At 27.6% G+C, this 16,591-nt stretch carries 14 protein-coding genes; 5 read left to right on the forward strand and 9 right to left on the reverse strand.

From position 1 onward, the window contains the following. The 6 genes from H9W90_RS10330 to H9W90_RS10355 form a co-directional block, all read right to left on the reverse strand. Positions 1–1,359, reverse strand: a complete 1,359-nt coding sequence (locus H9W90_RS10330; protein ID WP_187481522.1) for a restriction endonuclease subunit S — start codon at positions 1,357–1,359, stop codon at positions 1–3. Beyond that, positions 1,359–3,143 (reverse strand): type I restriction-modification system subunit M, encoded by a 1,785-nt coding sequence (locus tag H9W90_RS10335; protein ID WP_187481523.1) that lies wholly within the window; start codon positions 3,141–3,143, stop codon positions 1,359–1,361. Before H9W90_RS10335 ends, H9W90_RS10330 begins: the two co-directional genes overlap by 1 nt. Before the next feature lie 67 nt (positions 3,144–3,210). Further along, the gene (locus tag H9W90_RS10340; protein WP_187481524.1) at positions 3,211–3,672 is read right to left on the reverse strand and encodes a hypothetical protein; all 462 of its coding nucleotides are present in this window, start codon (positions 3,670–3,672) and stop codon (positions 3,211–3,213) included. Positions 3,673–3,687: 15 nt separating this feature from the next. Beyond that, a complete protein-coding gene (locus tag H9W90_RS10345; RefSeq protein WP_187481525.1) occupies positions 3,688–4,665 on the reverse strand; it encodes a hypothetical protein in 978 nt (325 codons plus the stop codon). Between the two features lie 2 nt (positions 4,666–4,667). Further along, on the reverse strand, positions 4,668–6,374 hold the full coding sequence (locus tag H9W90_RS10350; protein ID WP_187481526.1) for an AAA family ATPase: 1,707 nt from the start codon (positions 6,372–6,374) through the stop codon (positions 4,668–4,670). A 6-nt stretch (positions 6,375–6,380) separates the two neighbouring features. Further along, the gene (locus H9W90_RS10355) at positions 6,381–7,406 is read right to left on the reverse strand and encodes a helix-turn-helix transcriptional regulator (RefSeq protein WP_187481527.1); all 1,026 of its coding nucleotides are present in this window, start codon (positions 7,404–7,406) and stop codon (positions 6,381–6,383) included. 512 nt (positions 7,407–7,918) lie between these two features. On the opposite strand from H9W90_RS10355, the gene H9W90_RS10360 reads away from it, so the two are divergent. The 3 genes from H9W90_RS10360 to H9W90_RS10370 all read left to right on the forward strand — a co-directional run bounded on the left by H9W90_RS10360 (position 7,919) and on the right by H9W90_RS10370 (position 11,496). Then, positions 7,919–9,301 carry a reverse transcriptase domain-containing protein gene (locus H9W90_RS10360; RefSeq protein ID WP_187481528.1) on the forward strand — a complete coding sequence of 461 codons (1,383 nt, stop codon included), beginning with the start codon at positions 7,919–7,921 and terminating at the stop codon, positions 9,299–9,301. A gap of 1 nt (position 9,302) precedes the next feature. Continuing rightward, positions 9,303–10,085, forward strand: coding sequence for a hypothetical protein (locus H9W90_RS10365; RefSeq protein WP_187481529.1), 783 nt, complete (start codon positions 9,303–9,305; stop codon positions 10,083–10,085). Positions 10,086–10,146: 61 nt separating this feature from the next. Further along, positions 10,147–11,496 carry an ATP-dependent DNA helicase gene (locus H9W90_RS10370; protein WP_187481530.1) on the forward strand — a complete coding sequence of 450 codons (1,350 nt, stop codon included), beginning with the start codon at positions 10,147–10,149 and terminating at the stop codon, positions 11,494–11,496. A 6-nt stretch (positions 11,497–11,502) separates the two neighbouring features. On the opposite strand, the gene H9W90_RS10375 is transcribed toward H9W90_RS10370, so the two are convergent. The 3 genes from H9W90_RS10375 to H9W90_RS10385 form a co-directional block, all read right to left on the reverse strand. Next, positions 11,503–11,940, reverse strand: a complete 438-nt coding sequence (locus H9W90_RS10375) for a hypothetical protein (RefSeq protein WP_187481531.1) — start codon at positions 11,938–11,940, stop codon at positions 11,503–11,505. A gap of 64 nt (positions 11,941–12,004) precedes the next feature. Next, positions 12,005–12,685, reverse strand: coding sequence for a hypothetical protein (locus H9W90_RS10380; RefSeq protein WP_187481532.1), 681 nt, complete (start codon positions 12,683–12,685; stop codon positions 12,005–12,007). Between the two features lie 3 nt (positions 12,686–12,688). Beyond that, positions 12,689–14,278, reverse strand: coding sequence for a tyrosine-type recombinase/integrase (locus H9W90_RS10385; RefSeq protein WP_187481533.1), 1,590 nt, complete (start codon positions 14,276–14,278; stop codon positions 12,689–12,691). Positions 14,279–14,698: 420 nt separating this feature from the next. Here H9W90_RS10385 and H9W90_RS10390 point away from each other — a divergent pair, with 420 nt between their 5' ends. Continuing rightward, on the forward strand, positions 14,699–15,856 hold the full coding sequence (locus H9W90_RS10390; protein ID WP_187481534.1) for a tyrosine-type recombinase/integrase: 1,158 nt from the start codon (positions 14,699–14,701) through the stop codon (positions 15,854–15,856). Between the two features lie 34 nt (positions 15,857–15,890). Further along, positions 15,891–16,532 (forward strand): toxin-antitoxin system YwqK family antitoxin, encoded by a 642-nt coding sequence (locus H9W90_RS10395; RefSeq protein ID WP_254712475.1) that lies wholly within the window; start codon positions 15,891–15,893, stop codon positions 16,530–16,532. The last annotated feature ends 59 nt before the right edge of the window (positions 16,533–16,591 follow it).

The raw sequence follows: 16,591 nt of genomic DNA on the forward strand, positions 1-16,591 counted from the left end.
CTAATTGTTTTTTGGTGCTTGCCAATCTCTTACATCTATTTTACCTGTTACCGCTTCACTAATGATAGCTTGACGATAGGATTTTAGTTTTTTGATGGAATCTTGAGATTGCCTTATCGCTTCATCTATTTTTTTTGTTGAACTATTTAAAAACTTGACAATATCTTGTTGTTCTTTTAAAGTTGGCAATGCAATTCGGTAATTTTCAACATTTTTTACATTTAAATTTCCTTGTCCACCACCTTCAACAGTTCCTTCTAATGCTAAATTTTTAGCATATTCTGTTGAAAAGAAATACATCAAAAATGTCGACAATAACTTTTGGTTTGTTCTTATATGTGTTAGACTTACATATACAGAAAACTCAAAATCTATGTCTACAACTGCGGCTTCTCCTATACCTGCACCAACTCTTGTAACTAATAAATCTCCTTTTTGTGGTTTTCTAATTTTAGTTAATTTCTGATGAAGTTCTTTTGAAATAAAACGATATTTATGAAGTTTAATCCTTCCAGGTTTTACATTTTGAGCAGATAAAAATGGAACTCCTTCATTATCTTCTACATATTTAGGAGTTGCGGCTAAACCACAAGTTATAAAATCTGTTAACCAAGTCAACTTAACCATATCCCAATGTTCTGGGATTTCTCCTAACCACTCAATACCAGAACTTTTCATTTTGGCATTATTGTTTAAACCTTTGGTTACTGCTTCATTAATAATTGCTTGTCTTTGTGCTTGTAATTTTTTTATAAGCAGCTCTTTTTTATCAATTAAAGCATCTATAATAGTTGTTTTATGGTCTAAATAAGTATTTATTTTATTTTGTTCCTGTAAAGGTATTATTGGAACTGATAAATTCATAATTGTTGGTTTACCTAAACCAAATCTGGTAACCCCATTTGAGTTTAATTCAAAATATGTTTTTACAATATTTATTTGTAAGTATCTAAATATGTATTTTCCGCTTAAAATATTTTTATTAGTTTCAATAATAGCTAAATGATAACCGCAAACAGCATTTTCCAAAGTTTTTAATACATAGGTTGGTACGCCAATATCATTAGCACTTTCGGAATCTTTTGTAATAATAACTTGGTCTTTCTTTAATTGAAATTTTTCAAATTCATTTTGTGTACAACTTCCTACACTTAAGTTGGTTGATTCATCTATAACTTCATTTTTATAAGCATCTGGATAGTGACAAATCTCTACACGCCTTTCAGTTTCATATTGATGCCTATCAACACTACTAAAAGAAATATTCGCATTATATTTTAATTTAGCAATATTCCAATTTTCAGGAATCTTATCAATCCAATCAACTCCACTTTCTTTATATACATCGTATTTCTTCATTATGCCAATAAATCATTTAAAAGTGTAGCAATATCTTTTTCTAACTCAATAATATCTGCTTTAATTTCAGCAGCAGGTTGTAAACCTTTGTATTCATAAAAATATTTGGCAAAGTTAATTTCGTAACCAATGCGGGTTTTGTCATAATCTATCCAAGCATCTGGCACGTGTGGTAACACTTCTTTGGTAAAATAGTTTTCTATATCTTCGGTTAATGGCACATTTTCTTTGTCTCTTTTTTTAGAATCTGGTTTTGGGTTTCCTTTACTTAACACCTTTTTACCATCTTTGTACAAAGGTTGTTCTATGGTTAATTGGTAAAAACCAAAATCGTCGTTATTATAAATTTTACAATAGTCGTTTTCTTCAAAATTGGTGTAAATTTCTATTAATGCATTTATGTGCTCTTGGGTTAATTCGTTTCGTTTGTTTCCCAAACTTTTTTTGTTAGAACGTGCAAAAATATGTTCGATTTCTTCTTTCCCTTTGGCATTTGTACCTGTTACTTTAGATGCATTTGCATTTATTAACTGCACTTTTCCTTTACGTGCTTTCGTTTTTTTATTGGTTAAAAACCAGATATAAGTATTGATACCTGTGTTGTAAAACAAATCTTTAGGCAAGGCAACAATACACTCTAACCAATCGTTTTCTATAATCCATTTACGTATATTGCTTTCGCCACTTCCTGCATCACCAGTAAACAAGGGAGAACCATTGGTTACCACACCAATACGAGAACCATTTTTCTCATCCATTTTAGAAATCATGTGTTGTAAAAACAATAATTGCCCGTCACTAGTTCTTGGTGTTCCTGCATAAAAACGTCCTGCAGGGTTTAATGCTTCGTTTTCAATAAAGTTTTTATCTTTTTTCCAAGTAACTCCATAAGGCGGATTCGCCATCATATAATGGAATTTCTTCCCTTGAAATTGATCGTCTGTAAATGAGTTTCCGTGTTTTACATCTCTTGGGTTTTCTCCAGAAATTAAGGCTTCCGATTTTGCAATGGCACAAGATTGCTCGTTTAATTCTTGTCCGTATGTTAAAATAGTTGGCTTGTTTGGGTTGTCTTTACAAACCTCATCTAACACAAAATTCTTACCTAAATTCACCATTCCACCTGTACCACAAGCAGGATCAAAAATAGTTCTGATGATTCCTGTTTTAGATAATTCGTCTTTTTCTGGCGTAAAAATAATGGCATTCATTAAGGCAATTACATCTCTAGGTGTAAAATGCTCTCCTGCTGTTTCATTAGATTGCTCGTTAGAAACACGGATCAATTCTTCAAAAACATACCCCATAGAATGGTTGTCTATAGTATCTTGATGTAGGTCTATTTTACAAATAGCGTCTATCATTTCATACAACAAACGGTTTTTTACCAAACGTGCAATTACTTTATCGAACTGAAAGCTTTCTAAAATGTCTCTTACTTCTGCATTAAAACCATTTAAGTAATTATTAAAATTGATTTCTATGTATTGTGGTTCGTCTTTTAAAGAATGTAAAGTATGTTTTGAGGTGTTATAATAGGTTAAGCCTCCTGTTGCTTTCTTTAGGATTGGGTCTAAATTATCTTCACTTACTTTGTCTCTAAAATCGTTATAAGATTTGCGTACGTTCTCGTTAACCTTTTCGAGCATACAATCTAATCTTCTAATTACCACAAATGGTAATAACACATCTCCTATTTCATTTTTCTTAAAGGCATCTCTTAATACATCGTCTGTAATTCTCCAGATAAAACCTACGTCTACTTTGTTGTTATTGGTGCTCATTTATTGGTTTGTTGTTGTATGGTACAAATATATATTTTATGTGTGCGATTGATGTGCGTTGATTGGATTATTCATTCAACAAGTTGTCGAACCTTCTTTTTAGCTGAATATCTTTCATTATTTGAAAACTTGATATTTTTTTAACTTTACTTAAATTGGTGAAAATTTTTTCTTCGTTTCCATAATTAATACAATCAGGATCGTAAGCTAAACCGGAAGCTTCATGAAAAGTTTTTCTTTTCACATATTCAAAAACAAACTCTGGACTTTCATTAATTTTTAATGCAATATCTTTAGTATTTTTCCATTTATAATAATCGCTGTTAAAAGCTCTTAATTCATTTTTTAATGATAATAACAGTTCTTGTCCTCTAATACTAATTTCATGATAATCTCTAATATCAGAAGGGCTACCTTCATTATAAATTATATATTGCAACAAGTTTAAATCAAATGCCTCATTAAACTTATTGATTATAACATTATAATGTCCATCTAAAAGCTGACTTCTAAATTCTGATACATTCATTATTTTCATAGCGACTTAATTAAAGTTTAAAAAATTTGAAATTTTATCTCCTTGAATAAAATCTGGATTATTGCTATTTAAAAAAGTAATTGTATGCTGAATATCTTCAATTAATTTTATTGCTAAATCATGATTCTCTTTTTTAGCCAAACTTGAATAAGAGATTTCTCTTCCTTTTGTAATTTTTTGACCTCTATTATTCCAAAAACTAAACGTATCTCCTGAATAGATTCTACTATAGTTTGTTAAAACACCTCTATCATGCTCTCGTTTTGTAAAAATAAGCGTAAAAGATGGCCGTTTTCCTAATTGGCTTGACAATTTAGAAGTTATTTTTTTCTTGATTTCATCAAAAGTATAATTAGAACGACTTGGATCTGTTACTATGATAACATTTGCTTTCGTAAATGATTCTATACACAAGACGTCTAAATAATTTATTAAGTTTACATCAACTGTATCTGTATCAGTATCCTTATTGCTTAAAATATAAGGATCTATAATTAGTATATCTGTTAAAGGCAATGAATATTCTTTTAAATCACTCCATGTTTTAAAATCGTCTCCATTAATTCTCCATTTCTTTTCAAAATCGTAATCATTTTGATTTATAAAGAGTTTATTAAGAACTTGTATTTCTTCACCTACTTTACCAACTAAAACACAACCCGCATTTTTAAATTTTTCAGTTTCATCATCTTCCAATAAATATACAGAAGTTAATTTTTTTGAACAAAAAGAATTTGAACTATTAGATTTTAATGGTCTTGCAGGTTCTTTATAATCAAACTTTATTTCATTATGCTCTCCCATACCTTGACTTAAAGTAGTTATCCAATTTAATAATAAAGGACTTTCTTTCAAATCATTTTTTGGGAAATTAAAATAAACATTTAGTTGCTTTTTTAATAATTTATTACAATCATCAAACAACTCATGGCTTTTCGATTTTACAAAAGATATTAAGTTAGATTTATCTATATAAATATCCATAATTATAAAATATCAAAAGCTAAATTAGAACTCACATCAAAAAAACCAGAACCAAATTCATTTGTAAATTTCCCATCTTTTCTATAAATCATAGAATATGGTTTAGCATCTTTATCGAAATAATAGGCTTCAAATGGAATTTTAGCATTTTCATCTTTTTCATTAATTTGTTTCACAATAATTTGAGACATTCTTATCATGTATTCTGAATGAGTTTCAAGAATAAAGTTGATTCCAAATTCTCTATTAGCATCTAAAAACAGTTCTGCTAATTTAGATTGAAGACCTGGGTGTAAATTTGCTTCTGGCTCTTCAATAAGAATAATTGATAAATCCTGTTCAAATAAAGCACCTTTTTTAGCAATTTTTCCTTGAGTTTCTATAATACTTGAAGCTATTGCCAAAAGAATTGAAAATATTTGCCCTGCACCAAAACCTTTATCCGATAAATTAATCCACGTTTCATCTTCATAAATTTCAATTTTTGAAACTGTAGACTCGTAAGTCGATATTTTGTAATCTTCACCTATATCAAAATAGTCTTTAGACATCCATTTTTTCATAAATTTTTGTACATCTATATCTGCATGCAACTGTTTTTCAAAATGGTTTTTAGTCAAGTAGTTAATATCAACATTTTTGTTTTCATGAATAAACAATTTACTTTGATTACTTCTGTGAGGACTTAAATGCCTGGTATTAAAAGATAAAGCTAATAAAAGTTCATCTCCAAGTTTATTCGCTTTATCAAGTTCTAAACTTTCATCAGAATTTTTAAAATTATTCTTAATTCTATTATTTCCAAGATTATTATCAACTAAATACTGTGGTAAAACTATCCTTAAAATTTTATCAATCCTTCTGTCAGAAATACCAAAGTCTTCTAAAGAAAATGTTGGACTATACATTAAACGATCTTTAATTAATTGCCCCTTTTTATTGAGCTTTTGTTGTATTTTTTTCAACTTCTTTTCTCCATCAGAAATATTTTGAGTTACATCAATTATCTTCTTTCTATTTTCTTCAATTATTTTATCATATTTAAGATAGACATTAGCCAAATCTTTAGTCTCTTCAGAATTAAGATCTAACGTGTTGTCTCCTGTGTAAGAGTATTCATTCATTAAAAGCATTTTATGAGAATACTTATCAAATTCTGCATAAAGACCTTTCAATTCTTCTTTATCCATTTCAATAATATTAGAAACGGTCAATTCTAAAGCTAACGTATTAAGTTTATCTTCTTCTTCTTTATTATCAATAATCCTTTGATTTAAAAAAAACGCATCTATCTGAAGCTGATAAGTTTTAGAACTTGTTTGGCTAATTTCTAAAGTTGCTTTATCTTCTCTCTTGAATTTCATTTTTTTTAGAAAACCTATTAAGTTATTCTCGCCTATTTCAAAAGTTAAGGAAATATCATATCCTTTATTTTTATATTCAAAAACTAAATCTTTTTTTAAATTAATAAAGCTTGTTCTATTAACTGCATTTTTATAACTTTCTATTTTATGTTTGTAAAAATTTTCACCATGAAAATTTAATTCAAAATGATTATTAGATTTCACATAATCCTCTAAAAGTAATAAAGACTTAATTACTGTTGATTTTCCAGAATTATTTGTTCCTGTAAAAAAAGTAATTGGAGCTAAATCTAAATCCCAGCTATCTTTTACTTTTCTAAAATTCGATAATTTTATTGTTTCCATATTATGTTATACGTATTTTTTAGCTAGAGTCTTTATTCTCTGTGCAATTTTACATCTTAACTCCAAAGGTTCTAAAACTTCAAACCCTTCTCCTCTTTCTAAAATTTTAGATTCTAATTCGTAATTTAAAATTACTTTTAGAGTAATATCTATATACCCTTTTTCTAAAGTTTTTAAATTCTCCTTATTTCCAGAAGATTGAGATTCGTGAATTGGTTTTGTTTGCACATAAGGCCACAAATCTTTACTTACTCTTATTTTTACTTTTTGTGGTTTTTGACTCTCTTTTAAAGTAACACCAATTGCATCTTCGAAATATTCTTCAAAATTAATATCTGAATTGATGAATTCAATCTTTAACTCATTTATACTTTCAATTCTATCCAATGCTTTTTTAAAAACTTTCCCTTCTGATACATTATATCCAAATACAAACCAACGATTGTTATATTGTTTTAAATAATATGGATGTAACTCATATTCTTCAGTATTATTTTTTGTAAAACTTTTACTTACAATTTTTAAAGGTGTCTTATAAATAATTGCTCTGTATAATTCAGATATATATTCTAAACCAGAAACATAAGGATTATTTTCAAAACCTATAACTGGTTCTTCTGAAGTTAATAAACCAAAACTGGATTCTAAACGAGTTGACAAATCATTTACCCACTCAAATTGAGGCATTCCTTTAAATCTATTTAAGGTCATTAAAGCTTCCTTTAATTGACTTGCTTCAGATTCATTTATTGGCTGATTATTAATAGAGAAACTTAAATCGCTATATCTTCTGTAAACGCTTCTACCCTCTTTAATTTCTTCAATTGGCGCATTGTAACCTTTTGAATCTTTCATGAAAAGAATATCATCGTAAATCTGTCTTTTTTGAATTCCAGAATTTGAAGGATCATAATCGAATAATGCTTCGTTACACTCTTCAATTAGATCATTAATGAAATATCTTTTACCTGGATTTCTAAAACATTTATCTAATGTTTGATATCTTAAAATAGCATTTTTGTTTGTAGACATATTTTCTTTTTCAATAGATAATCATAGCGACCTTAAATATAATTAAAACAACTTGTAAAACAATTTAATTAATTATGAATTCTCTTTTTATTTATGTTGGTGCAAATCTAAAAAGTATGAATGCACCTATTCTGCACATATTTTAAAGATAGATTGAACTTGCCAAAACTTAATTTTTGATTTATATTCGTTTTAATGATTTATTAGCGTGCAGGTAGATTGCATTGTATAAAGCAATATTTGCACTGTTCTTTGAAATAAAACCGTAGTATAAAAAATTGATTACCTGTTTAGGCAGGTGTTCTGCTGTATTCGGCAGTAGGTTGCAGTTTACTGTAACTAAATGTTATTATCGTTATTGTATTGAAGTTAAGTCTTCTTATAGTAATATTTTTTTATATTTTTTTAAGTATTATTTTTTTAATTATTTATAATTATTAATTTATTACAATTCATAAAGAAAGAATTGATGCTGCGGTTTTTATTTTAAAAATAAATCAATTCTCAAAAAAATGAAATTAGCTATTGACCAAGAAAAAAAAATAAAACAACTTTTTGCTAAAATGAATAGCAAAGAGGAGTTTCTTCAACTTTTAAATTTCTCTAAAAAGATTATTTATAAGGAGGAAACAATTCCATTTACTATTACACAACTAAATTTTTACATTTCTAAAGACAGTAATAAGTTCAATTCCAAAAAAAAATATTACCACACTTTTGAAATCAAGAAAAAATCTGGAGCCCCCAGAACCATTCACGCACCTTGCAAAGGCTTATTAGAGTTTCAAAAATCTTTAAATATAATACTTCAAGCACTTCATAAACCACACGAAGCTGCAACTGGTTTTGTACCAAATAAATCAATCGTTGAGAATGCAAAAAAGCATATAAATAAAAATTATGTGTACAATATTGATTTAAAAGATTTCTTTCCGAGTGTTGATGCTGCAAGAGTTTGGGGTAGATTAAAAGTAGCACCATTTAATTTAGGGAGTTCTGATAACAGAAAACAGATTGCCAATATGATAAAATCTTTGTGTTGCCATAAAATGAAAGTTGAGAGATTTGTGGACAATAACTGGATTAAGTTAGAAAAACTTGTTTTACCTCAAGGTGCAGCAACATCACCAACGCTTACCAATGCTATCTGTGAAAGAATGGATATTAAATTGACTGGTCTTGCCAATCGTTTTAATTTGGATTACACAAGATATGCAGATGACATTACTTTTAGTAGTAACCATAACACATACAAAATATCATTAGAAAAAGAAGAAGCAATTTTTGAAAAAGACACCACGTTTGATATTGAATTAAGACGCATTATTAAAGAACAGAATTTCCATATAAAAGAAACAAAAGTAAGATTACAAAAAAGAGGCTATAGACAAGAAGTTACTGGTTTAGTGGTAAACGACAAAATAAATATTAAAAGAAGCTATATTAAAAGTGTAAGGCATAATTTGTATTTATGGGAAAGGTTTGGTTATGATAAAGCTTATGAATTATTTTTAAATAATTACTTAAAGGAAAAAGGACACACTAAAAAAGGGAATCCTAATATGTTGATGGTGCTTGAAGGGAAGTTGTTATATTTAAAAATGGTAAAAGGAGAATCAGATTCTACATACTTAAAACTAAAAAGTAGGTTTGATAAACTATCTATTACACCACAACCTGTGGAGAAAATCAAAAAAAGACTAACTCTAAAGGAAAAAAGATTAAAAACTGACAATGCTAAAAATAAATCTGATATTTCAAGTATTGAATTTATGAAATTGGTAGCTAAAGCGAAAGCAAAAAAAGAAGCTAATAAAAAGAAGAATATTAATAAAATTTTAGATGTACTTTTTGAAAAGGGTTTAGATGAAGCTATGAAACTTTACGATAAATAATATGGCAAAACATAAAAAGGAAAATTTAGAAAAACTTCTTAAATTAATTGAAGAAATTAGTAATGATTCTGAAAACTTATGGTTTAAGGAGGAATTGTCAAAACGTTTTCAAAATGATTCTACAATAAATAACGATAGTACTTTAATTAAGAATATTCACGAATATTGTATCAAAGAAATAATTGCAGATCAGGCTAATAAATTTTATAAAGACTTTAAAATTAAAGAAATTAAGGAAACTTTAATTCAAGATTTTATTAGAATGGAGCAGTTTCGAAGAGAAGATAATTTTGAGGATTTTAGTTTAGCAATGTTTCAACAAATCGAAAATATAGTAATTTATTTATATGAAAAATATTCTTTAAATAAAAAAGTTGTTGCTTCGTCAAATGAATATATTACATCAATAATCAATTCAAGTTCAAAAAAATTTTATAGAAATTCTAGAGGGCCTAAAATTGGTAGATTTATAACGATGAAATTTGATGAGAAAAAACATTTTAATATTTTAAACGAGAAATGGTTTTTTAATCATAAGTTTAGAGCTGTACTTTATTACTTTTATTTTAATGAATTAATTAAGTTTAATACCCAAGGTTTTGATGAAATTTACAATCAAGGTAATAATTTATACTTAATTCGAAATAGAAACCATAGAGGATTAGCACCAACTTATTATCAACAGAAAGTATATGATGAAATAATCCCATCTCATAATAAGTATTATTTCAATTTTCTAGGTTTTTTAGAAAGATTTACTTCAAATATAAATACCAATTTATAATTATTGCATAACCATTGCACACATCTATCGTTAGTTTGTATCAAAATTAAAAAGATAGATTATGAGAAATGCAATTACAATTTTAGATCATTTACAATTTGACTGTCCAACACAAGAACAAAGAACTGCCTTATTAGGTATGTCAGACTTTGTTAAAAAAGAAAACAAAGATGATTTCTTTATTTTGTGTGGCGCAGCTGGAACTGGGAAAACTTCAATTACTACAGCATTAATTGGTTATTTAAACACTAAATGTATTGCATACAATATAGCAGCACCAACAGGTAGAGCTGCCAGAATTTTAGGTAGAAAATCTAAAACAATTAATAGTACAATCCATTCTTTAATTTACAATGTGTCTTCAAATGCTAAAACTGGTGAAGTTATTTTTCGTTTAAAGAATAATGATGTAAAAGATTTTAATGTTTACATTATAGATGAAGCTTCTATGATTTCAGCAAAACCTCCTGTTGATTCTGATAGTTTGTTCAAGTCTAAAAACTCACTTTTATCAGATTTAATAAAGTTTGTAAAATCTGGAAATAGTAATAATAAAATCATCTTTTTAGGAGATAGCAATCAATTACCTCCAGTAAACGAAAAAATATCATTAGCACTTTCAAAAGAATATTTAAATACTACTTTTAAATTAACTGGAGAAGCAAAACTTTTAACGGAGGTTAAAAGACAAGAAGATGGAAGCTATGTTCTTAAAAATGCTACAAAATTGAGGTTGGGTATTGAAAATGACTTAAAACATGTACCTCTTCATGATATTAGAAAATTATCTATTGAAGATGCTTCAAGAGATTATGTTTTGGATTATTTAGCAAATGGTCAAGATGCTATTATTTCGATTGGCTGCACTCACAAAATGAATAAAATGTTCAACAATAATGTGAGAAATAAAATTTATGGGTTTAATAAAAAAGTTGTCGAAAAAGAAGATTTGTTATTAGTCAATCAAACTTGGAAAAGAAATGATTTTCAATTATATAGTGGAGATCATATTGTTGTAAAAGACATCGACTTATCAAAAACCGAAAAAGTAGCAGGTTTACATTTTGTGCCAATAAAAATTGAATCAAAAAACATGGAAGGTAAATTAGAAATAATTGATGATTATTTACTCTTAGATTCATTAAACAACCCACAAGGTATTCATGCAAAACAAGAAAACATTTTACGTCATGAAAGGTTTCAAAAAAATAAAGTATTTAGAGAAACCTTAATGCCTTGGGACGATAGATATGTTGGTGCAATAAGAGCCACTTATGGACATTCAATTACATGCAACAAAGCACAAGGTGGTGAATGGGACAGAGTTTTGGTAAATTCTTACTTTATGCCTTCGTTAAAGTTTCAATATACCGCCATCACAAGAGCAAAAGAAAAAGTTTGTTTTTATTAAAATTAACTATGGGTTAATTGTAAACTTTACTCCAAAATAAACCAACTCTCCTTTTTCTAAATCAAAATGAGGAATTTGACCAAATTGATTTACAGCCATATTTTTAATTTTATGATAGCGTTTTAAATTGGCAACTAGTCTTACAATATCTCCTTTTGTAGCTGGCTTGTCTTGCTCAGAAATTAATATATTTTTGGCTACTTCAACCAAACCTATTCCTAGTGCAGCATTAGCAACACCAGCAACACTTACTTGTTCTATTTTAGTTTTACTCTCTTCCTTTTCTTCTTTTATCTGAAGATTTGTTGATTTAATTGATACATCAACATTTTTAAAACGATGAAACGAGACCCTACAAGAAGCACTACAAAACCGCTGTATTTTTCTTCTTTTTGGAACGAAATCCTTTTTACAATATTGACAGGTATATTCTCTTTCTTCCATATTTAAACAAATTAAGCGTTAATTGTACGTACAAATAACGCTTAATTTATATAAAACGCAACATTTAGTCAATTTTTATATTAAAAACACTCTCTAACAAATACATTTGAGATTCTTCATCTGTAATATATTTTTGCCTTTTCTTTTTCACTTTTTTTGAAGTTTTATCATCTCTGTTATTATCCAAAGGAATGTTTTCTTTTAATTTTTCATAATTAATAGTATCACTAGTATACCAAGTTTTCTTCTCTTCTTCTGATGATGGAAAAGTTTCTTCAATTGCTGTAAAGTGTTTCTGATAATGAATATCCTGAAGTTCAAATAAGTGTAAGTATTTCTTAAGGTGTTTCTCTTTCGATACTTTTAATACCCTTAACATTTCTTGAGAAAAATACATACAAACATATAAAAGCTGTTTGTAGTTTTTCTCTAAATACTCAAATTGCTCAGGTTCTAAATTTTGTTTGTAATCTATTAAAAGAAACAAATTCTTTTTAAGAACATCTTGTTTTTTTAATAATAGTTGTAAATCTGTATCAGCTTCTAAATGATAATTAATTTCTAAACTTTCACAAATCCATAATCTATCAAAGGGTTGCATTATTTCTTGCAATTCTGCTATCTCTTCAAACTCAACATACTCTAATACTGTATCTATAGGAATATAAACAATGGAAGGATACATCAATCCTGCTCGTAAAAGCTCATAGATTTCAAATGTATTTTGTACTGTTTTTTTACTCATAGCTTATTTAAAAAGGTTTGAATAGTCTTCAGGTAATTCAGCATCAATTTCTCTTAAATATTTCTCCAAAGCACTCATTGAGCTATGCCCTGTAATGAGCATTAAATTACTTTTTGCCTCAAAAGGAGCTGAATCTTCTCTCAACTTTCTATATAATTTAGAGATAAATGTGTGTCTAAAGCTATAAATACCATAATCTTCATTCAATTTAAAATGATCCTTTACTACCCTTCTAAATCTTTTAGAAAAATGATCTCTTCTATTGGTTTCATTGGCATCCCAAAAAGCTCCAATTTTATTTGGTGTAAATAAAAACGATTCTTTATCTAATTTGGATAAATCTGGTAATTCATCAAATAAAATACTAGGAATAATTTTCGTTTTTAAAGGACTGTTTTTTGCTTTAAACTGAACTGTTTTTGTATCTAAATTGATATCCTTAATTCTTAGTCGACAAACTTCTATAGGTCTTATAAAATTATAAGCAACAAACTTTATAAATAGCAATAAATTAGGGTCTTCTTTAATTAAGTATTCAAAAATACTTTCTTGTACTTTTAAAGTATATGTTTTATGCCTTTCTGGTTTCGATTTCATAACAGGAATTGAAGGAATATAATTTTCTTCAATTACTTCATTATTTTTTAAAACTTGAAATAAACTACCCAATTCTGTTCTATAATTATTTCGATTTCTGGCACTTGTTTTTAAAGCGATATCATTTAAATATGCCATTAAATCTTTTCTAGTAACATCTTTAATACTTTTCTTTTCTGGATACGTTTCTTGCATCCAAACAACAAAGCGATTACTTTTAGATTTATAATCTCGAATTGTTCTTTCACTTACTTCTTTCGATTTTAATTCTAATGCTAAATCGAAAGCTTTGGCTATAGAAATAATTTCTAAAAATTCATTTCTTTCATTTACGTGCGATTCATGCACGTAATCTTCGTGCTGACTTTTTGCAGTATTTTTAACAATTTCACTGGTGTTTTCGACTGTTCCATTATCATCTGCACGTACTTGCACGTACTGTTTCGTTTTTACGTGCTCTTCATTATTCAGCTTTTTGGAAGATGTGTTTTCATCTTTAAATACTTTCTCATTATTCTCTTCAGTGTTCACTTTTGGAACAATAACGTTATCTGCCAACGCATCTTTAATTGCGTTTTTAACTGCTTGGTTAATTACTGAATTTAAATCCTCTTTCTCGGAGTCATCTTTTGATTCAACTTTTGGTTTAGTTTGTGCTTCTTCATTAACTAATTTATGATACAGATCAGAATTTTCTTCGAAAGGATTAAAGCCCAGTTTAAGTAATTTTAGTAAGTTTTTTCTGTAGGAAGTTAAAATAGCCAACCTTGCTTCTTTGGTTTTGTAATTATTTACTTTACCATAGATATTGGCCATTCTTGTCATTTTTCCTGTTTCAGGGTTTCTGAAAGAAAAACGGACATACCAACGCTTCTTTAAATCGCCATTTGCAATGTAAATTTTGGGTATAGAAAAAAGTTGTGATTTTTTCGAATCGTGTTCCAAATCGTGTTCAATTTTTGTAGTAAAGGTAAGATATTCATAAATTGATTGCATAAAAAAACAGTTTAGAGACCTAAACTGTTGTTTTATACTGATTTAAAGTAGTAGCGGGAACTGGACTCGAACCAGTGACCTTCGGGTTATGAGTTCGACAAAAACCGCCAAAACACCCTTATTTGTAGCCAAATATTATAAAATCGTTTACGATAGCGTTTACGATGATTATTATTAATTTCTATTCAAATATACACATTATTATAAGATAACTAACATCTATAAAAAAACTAAAATATCACCTAGCATTAAGCAAATATAATTTTACTTTTTTTTTAAAAAAATTTTATGATGAAACATTCTGCATCTAATTATTTATTATCAGTACTTCGCTTAAAAAACACTCTTTTAAAAATATTTTGATACCAAAAAACAAATAATTAATTCTTTTTTATTAAATTTAAGAGCTATACAAAAAGAATGAATAATCTACCTACTATTATTTTAGAACAAAAAGTCCATCGAAAAATACCTCAACTATTATTAAAGTTTAAGTATAACGACTTATTAAAAGATACTTTAAAAAAAATTAAAGGTTCTAAATGGAGCATTACTTTAAGATCGTGGTATCTTGAAGATACAAGTCAAAATTTAGAATTAGTCCATAAATATTTTGATAAGATAGCCATTATAGATGATAGTAAAATATCTAAAAAAACACTTTTTAAACGGAACCTTACTGAAGATGAAAAAGTACTACTTAACCAATATTACTCTTACCTAAAGGGTAAAAGATATAGTTTAAGCACAATACAAACCTATACATTCTTTGTAGCTGATTTTATTAATTTTCACACTAAAACCCCATTAAACGAATTAAACAACAGAAGTGTTGAGTTATTTATAGAAAAAGTATTCATTGAACGTAAATATTCAGTAAGCTCCCAAAGGCAGTTCATTAGTGGATTGAAATTATTTATAGCATTCTATCCACACACACAAATTAATGACTTATTTCTAGAAAGACCTAAAAAATCAAGAAAACTACCAAATGTACTCTCACAGGAAGAAGTTTTAGACATTATAAGATCTACACAAAACTTAAAACACAGAGCTATTCTTGCATTAATTTATTCTTGTGGGTTAAGAATAAGTGAATTGATAAATTTAGAGTTAATAGATTTTCACATAGATAGAAAACAACTAATTATCAAAGATAGTAAAGGACGAAAAGATAGATATGTAAGTTTAGCTGAAAGTTTTCTACCACTACTATCCAATTATTATTATTCTTACAAACCAAAAAAATATTTCGTTGAAGGGCAGAAAGGTGGAAAATACAGTGCTGAAAGTGTTAGACAATTTTTAAAAAAGAGTTGTTTAAAAGCGAATATAAAAAAACCAGTAACACCACACACATTAAGACATAGTTACGCAACTCATTTATTAGAAAACGGAGTAGATATAAGATATATTCAATCTCTACTAGGACATTCGAAACCAGAGACTACTATGATTTACACACACGTAAAAAGAAAGGATTTATTAGAAATTCAAAATCCGTTAGATTTAGCTTTACAGAAATTAAAAAACACGGATAATAATAACGAAAAACTTGGTTTATCCCCTAAAATATAATTATTATACAATATATTTGATTACATATAACCAGTTGGGCATAATTATGAAATCCGTTCTAAAATTAACATTTTTACTAATCTTCAGCTATTCGTCTTTTAGTCAAAATGATGGAAAAGAGAAATTGAATTTAGTCTTTTATGATAATTGTTCAAACAAAATAATAGAACCGGAATTTGAAATTGAATCGTTACCCGAAATAAACTATAAAGCCATTACAATATTCGTTAATCGTGGAAATTTAATCGGAGAATATTCAATAATTTTAGAAAAGAAAAAAGACACAATAAGAATACCAAAAATTCTCTTTTCATTTGGAAACGAATTACACTCAAAGCGCTGGAATTATATGAATTGCGAAAAAGTTTGTGACGGAACTGAAACTGATTTTAACTCAAATGGGAACAAAAGATTCGAAGGAATATTTAAAAACGGAAAACCTATTGAAATTATAAATTATAGACAAAACGGAGAATTACTTACTCAAACTTTTTACGAAAATCTAACTCTGAATTATAAAAGAGTAAATTACTTCAATGAAAATGGAGAATTGACATATTATGAAATATATAAAAATAAAAAAAGGAAAACAACAATTAAAACGTTTGACAAAAAGGGAAAACTAATTAATAGAACAATTGAGAAAAAACACATTGAAAAAACAAAATGGAATTAAAAATAACTATGCCCAACACCGTGTATAAAAAATTGCTTATTTTTAGCTTAAACAAAGTT

Origin of the sequence: Polaribacter pectinis, assembly GCF_014352875.1 — a bacterium.
Classification (GTDB): Bacteria; Bacteroidota; Bacteroidia; order Flavobacteriales; family Flavobacteriaceae; genus Polaribacter; species Polaribacter pectinis.

What these genes read in the sequence shown, in the direction of transcription:
- H9W90_RS10330 (WP_187481522.1), bottom strand. Translation starts at nt 1,359, where the DNA reads ATGAAGAAATACGATGTATATAAAGAAAGTGGAGTTGATTGGATTGAT.
- H9W90_RS10335 (WP_187481523.1), bottom strand. Translation starts at nt 3,143, where the DNA reads ATGAGCACCAATAACAACAAAGTAGACGTAGGTTTTATCTGGAGAATT.
- H9W90_RS10340 (WP_187481524.1), bottom strand. Translation starts at nt 3,672, where the DNA reads ATGAATGTATCAGAATTTAGAAGTCAGCTTTTAGATGGACATTATAAT.
- H9W90_RS10345 (WP_187481525.1), bottom strand. Translation starts at nt 4,665, where the DNA reads ATGGATATTTATATAGATAAATCTAACTTAATATCTTTTGTAAAATCG.
- H9W90_RS10350 (WP_187481526.1), bottom strand. Translation starts at nt 6,374, where the DNA reads ATGGAAACAATAAAATTATCGAATTTTAGAAAAGTAAAAGATAGCTGG.
- H9W90_RS10355 (WP_187481527.1), bottom strand. Translation starts at nt 7,406, where the DNA reads ATGTCTACAAACAAAAATGCTATTTTAAGATATCAAACATTAGATAAA.
- H9W90_RS10360 (WP_187481528.1), top strand. Translation starts at nt 7,919, where the DNA reads ATGAAATTAGCTATTGACCAAGAAAAAAAAATAAAACAACTTTTTGCT.
- H9W90_RS10365 (WP_187481529.1), top strand. Translation starts at nt 9,303, where the DNA reads ATGGCAAAACATAAAAAGGAAAATTTAGAAAAACTTCTTAAATTAATT.
- H9W90_RS10370 (WP_187481530.1), top strand. Translation starts at nt 10,147, where the DNA reads ATGAGAAATGCAATTACAATTTTAGATCATTTACAATTTGACTGTCCA.
- H9W90_RS10375 (WP_187481531.1), bottom strand. Translation starts at nt 11,940, where the DNA reads ATGGAAGAAAGAGAATATACCTGTCAATATTGTAAAAAGGATTTCGTT.
- H9W90_RS10380 (WP_187481532.1), bottom strand. Translation starts at nt 12,685, where the DNA reads ATGAGTAAAAAAACAGTACAAAATACATTTGAAATCTATGAGCTTTTA.
- H9W90_RS10385 (WP_187481533.1), bottom strand. Translation starts at nt 14,278, where the DNA reads ATGCAATCAATTTATGAATATCTTACCTTTACTACAAAAATTGAACAC.
- H9W90_RS10390 (WP_187481534.1), top strand. Translation starts at nt 14,699, where the DNA reads ATGAATAATCTACCTACTATTATTTTAGAACAAAAAGTCCATCGAAAA.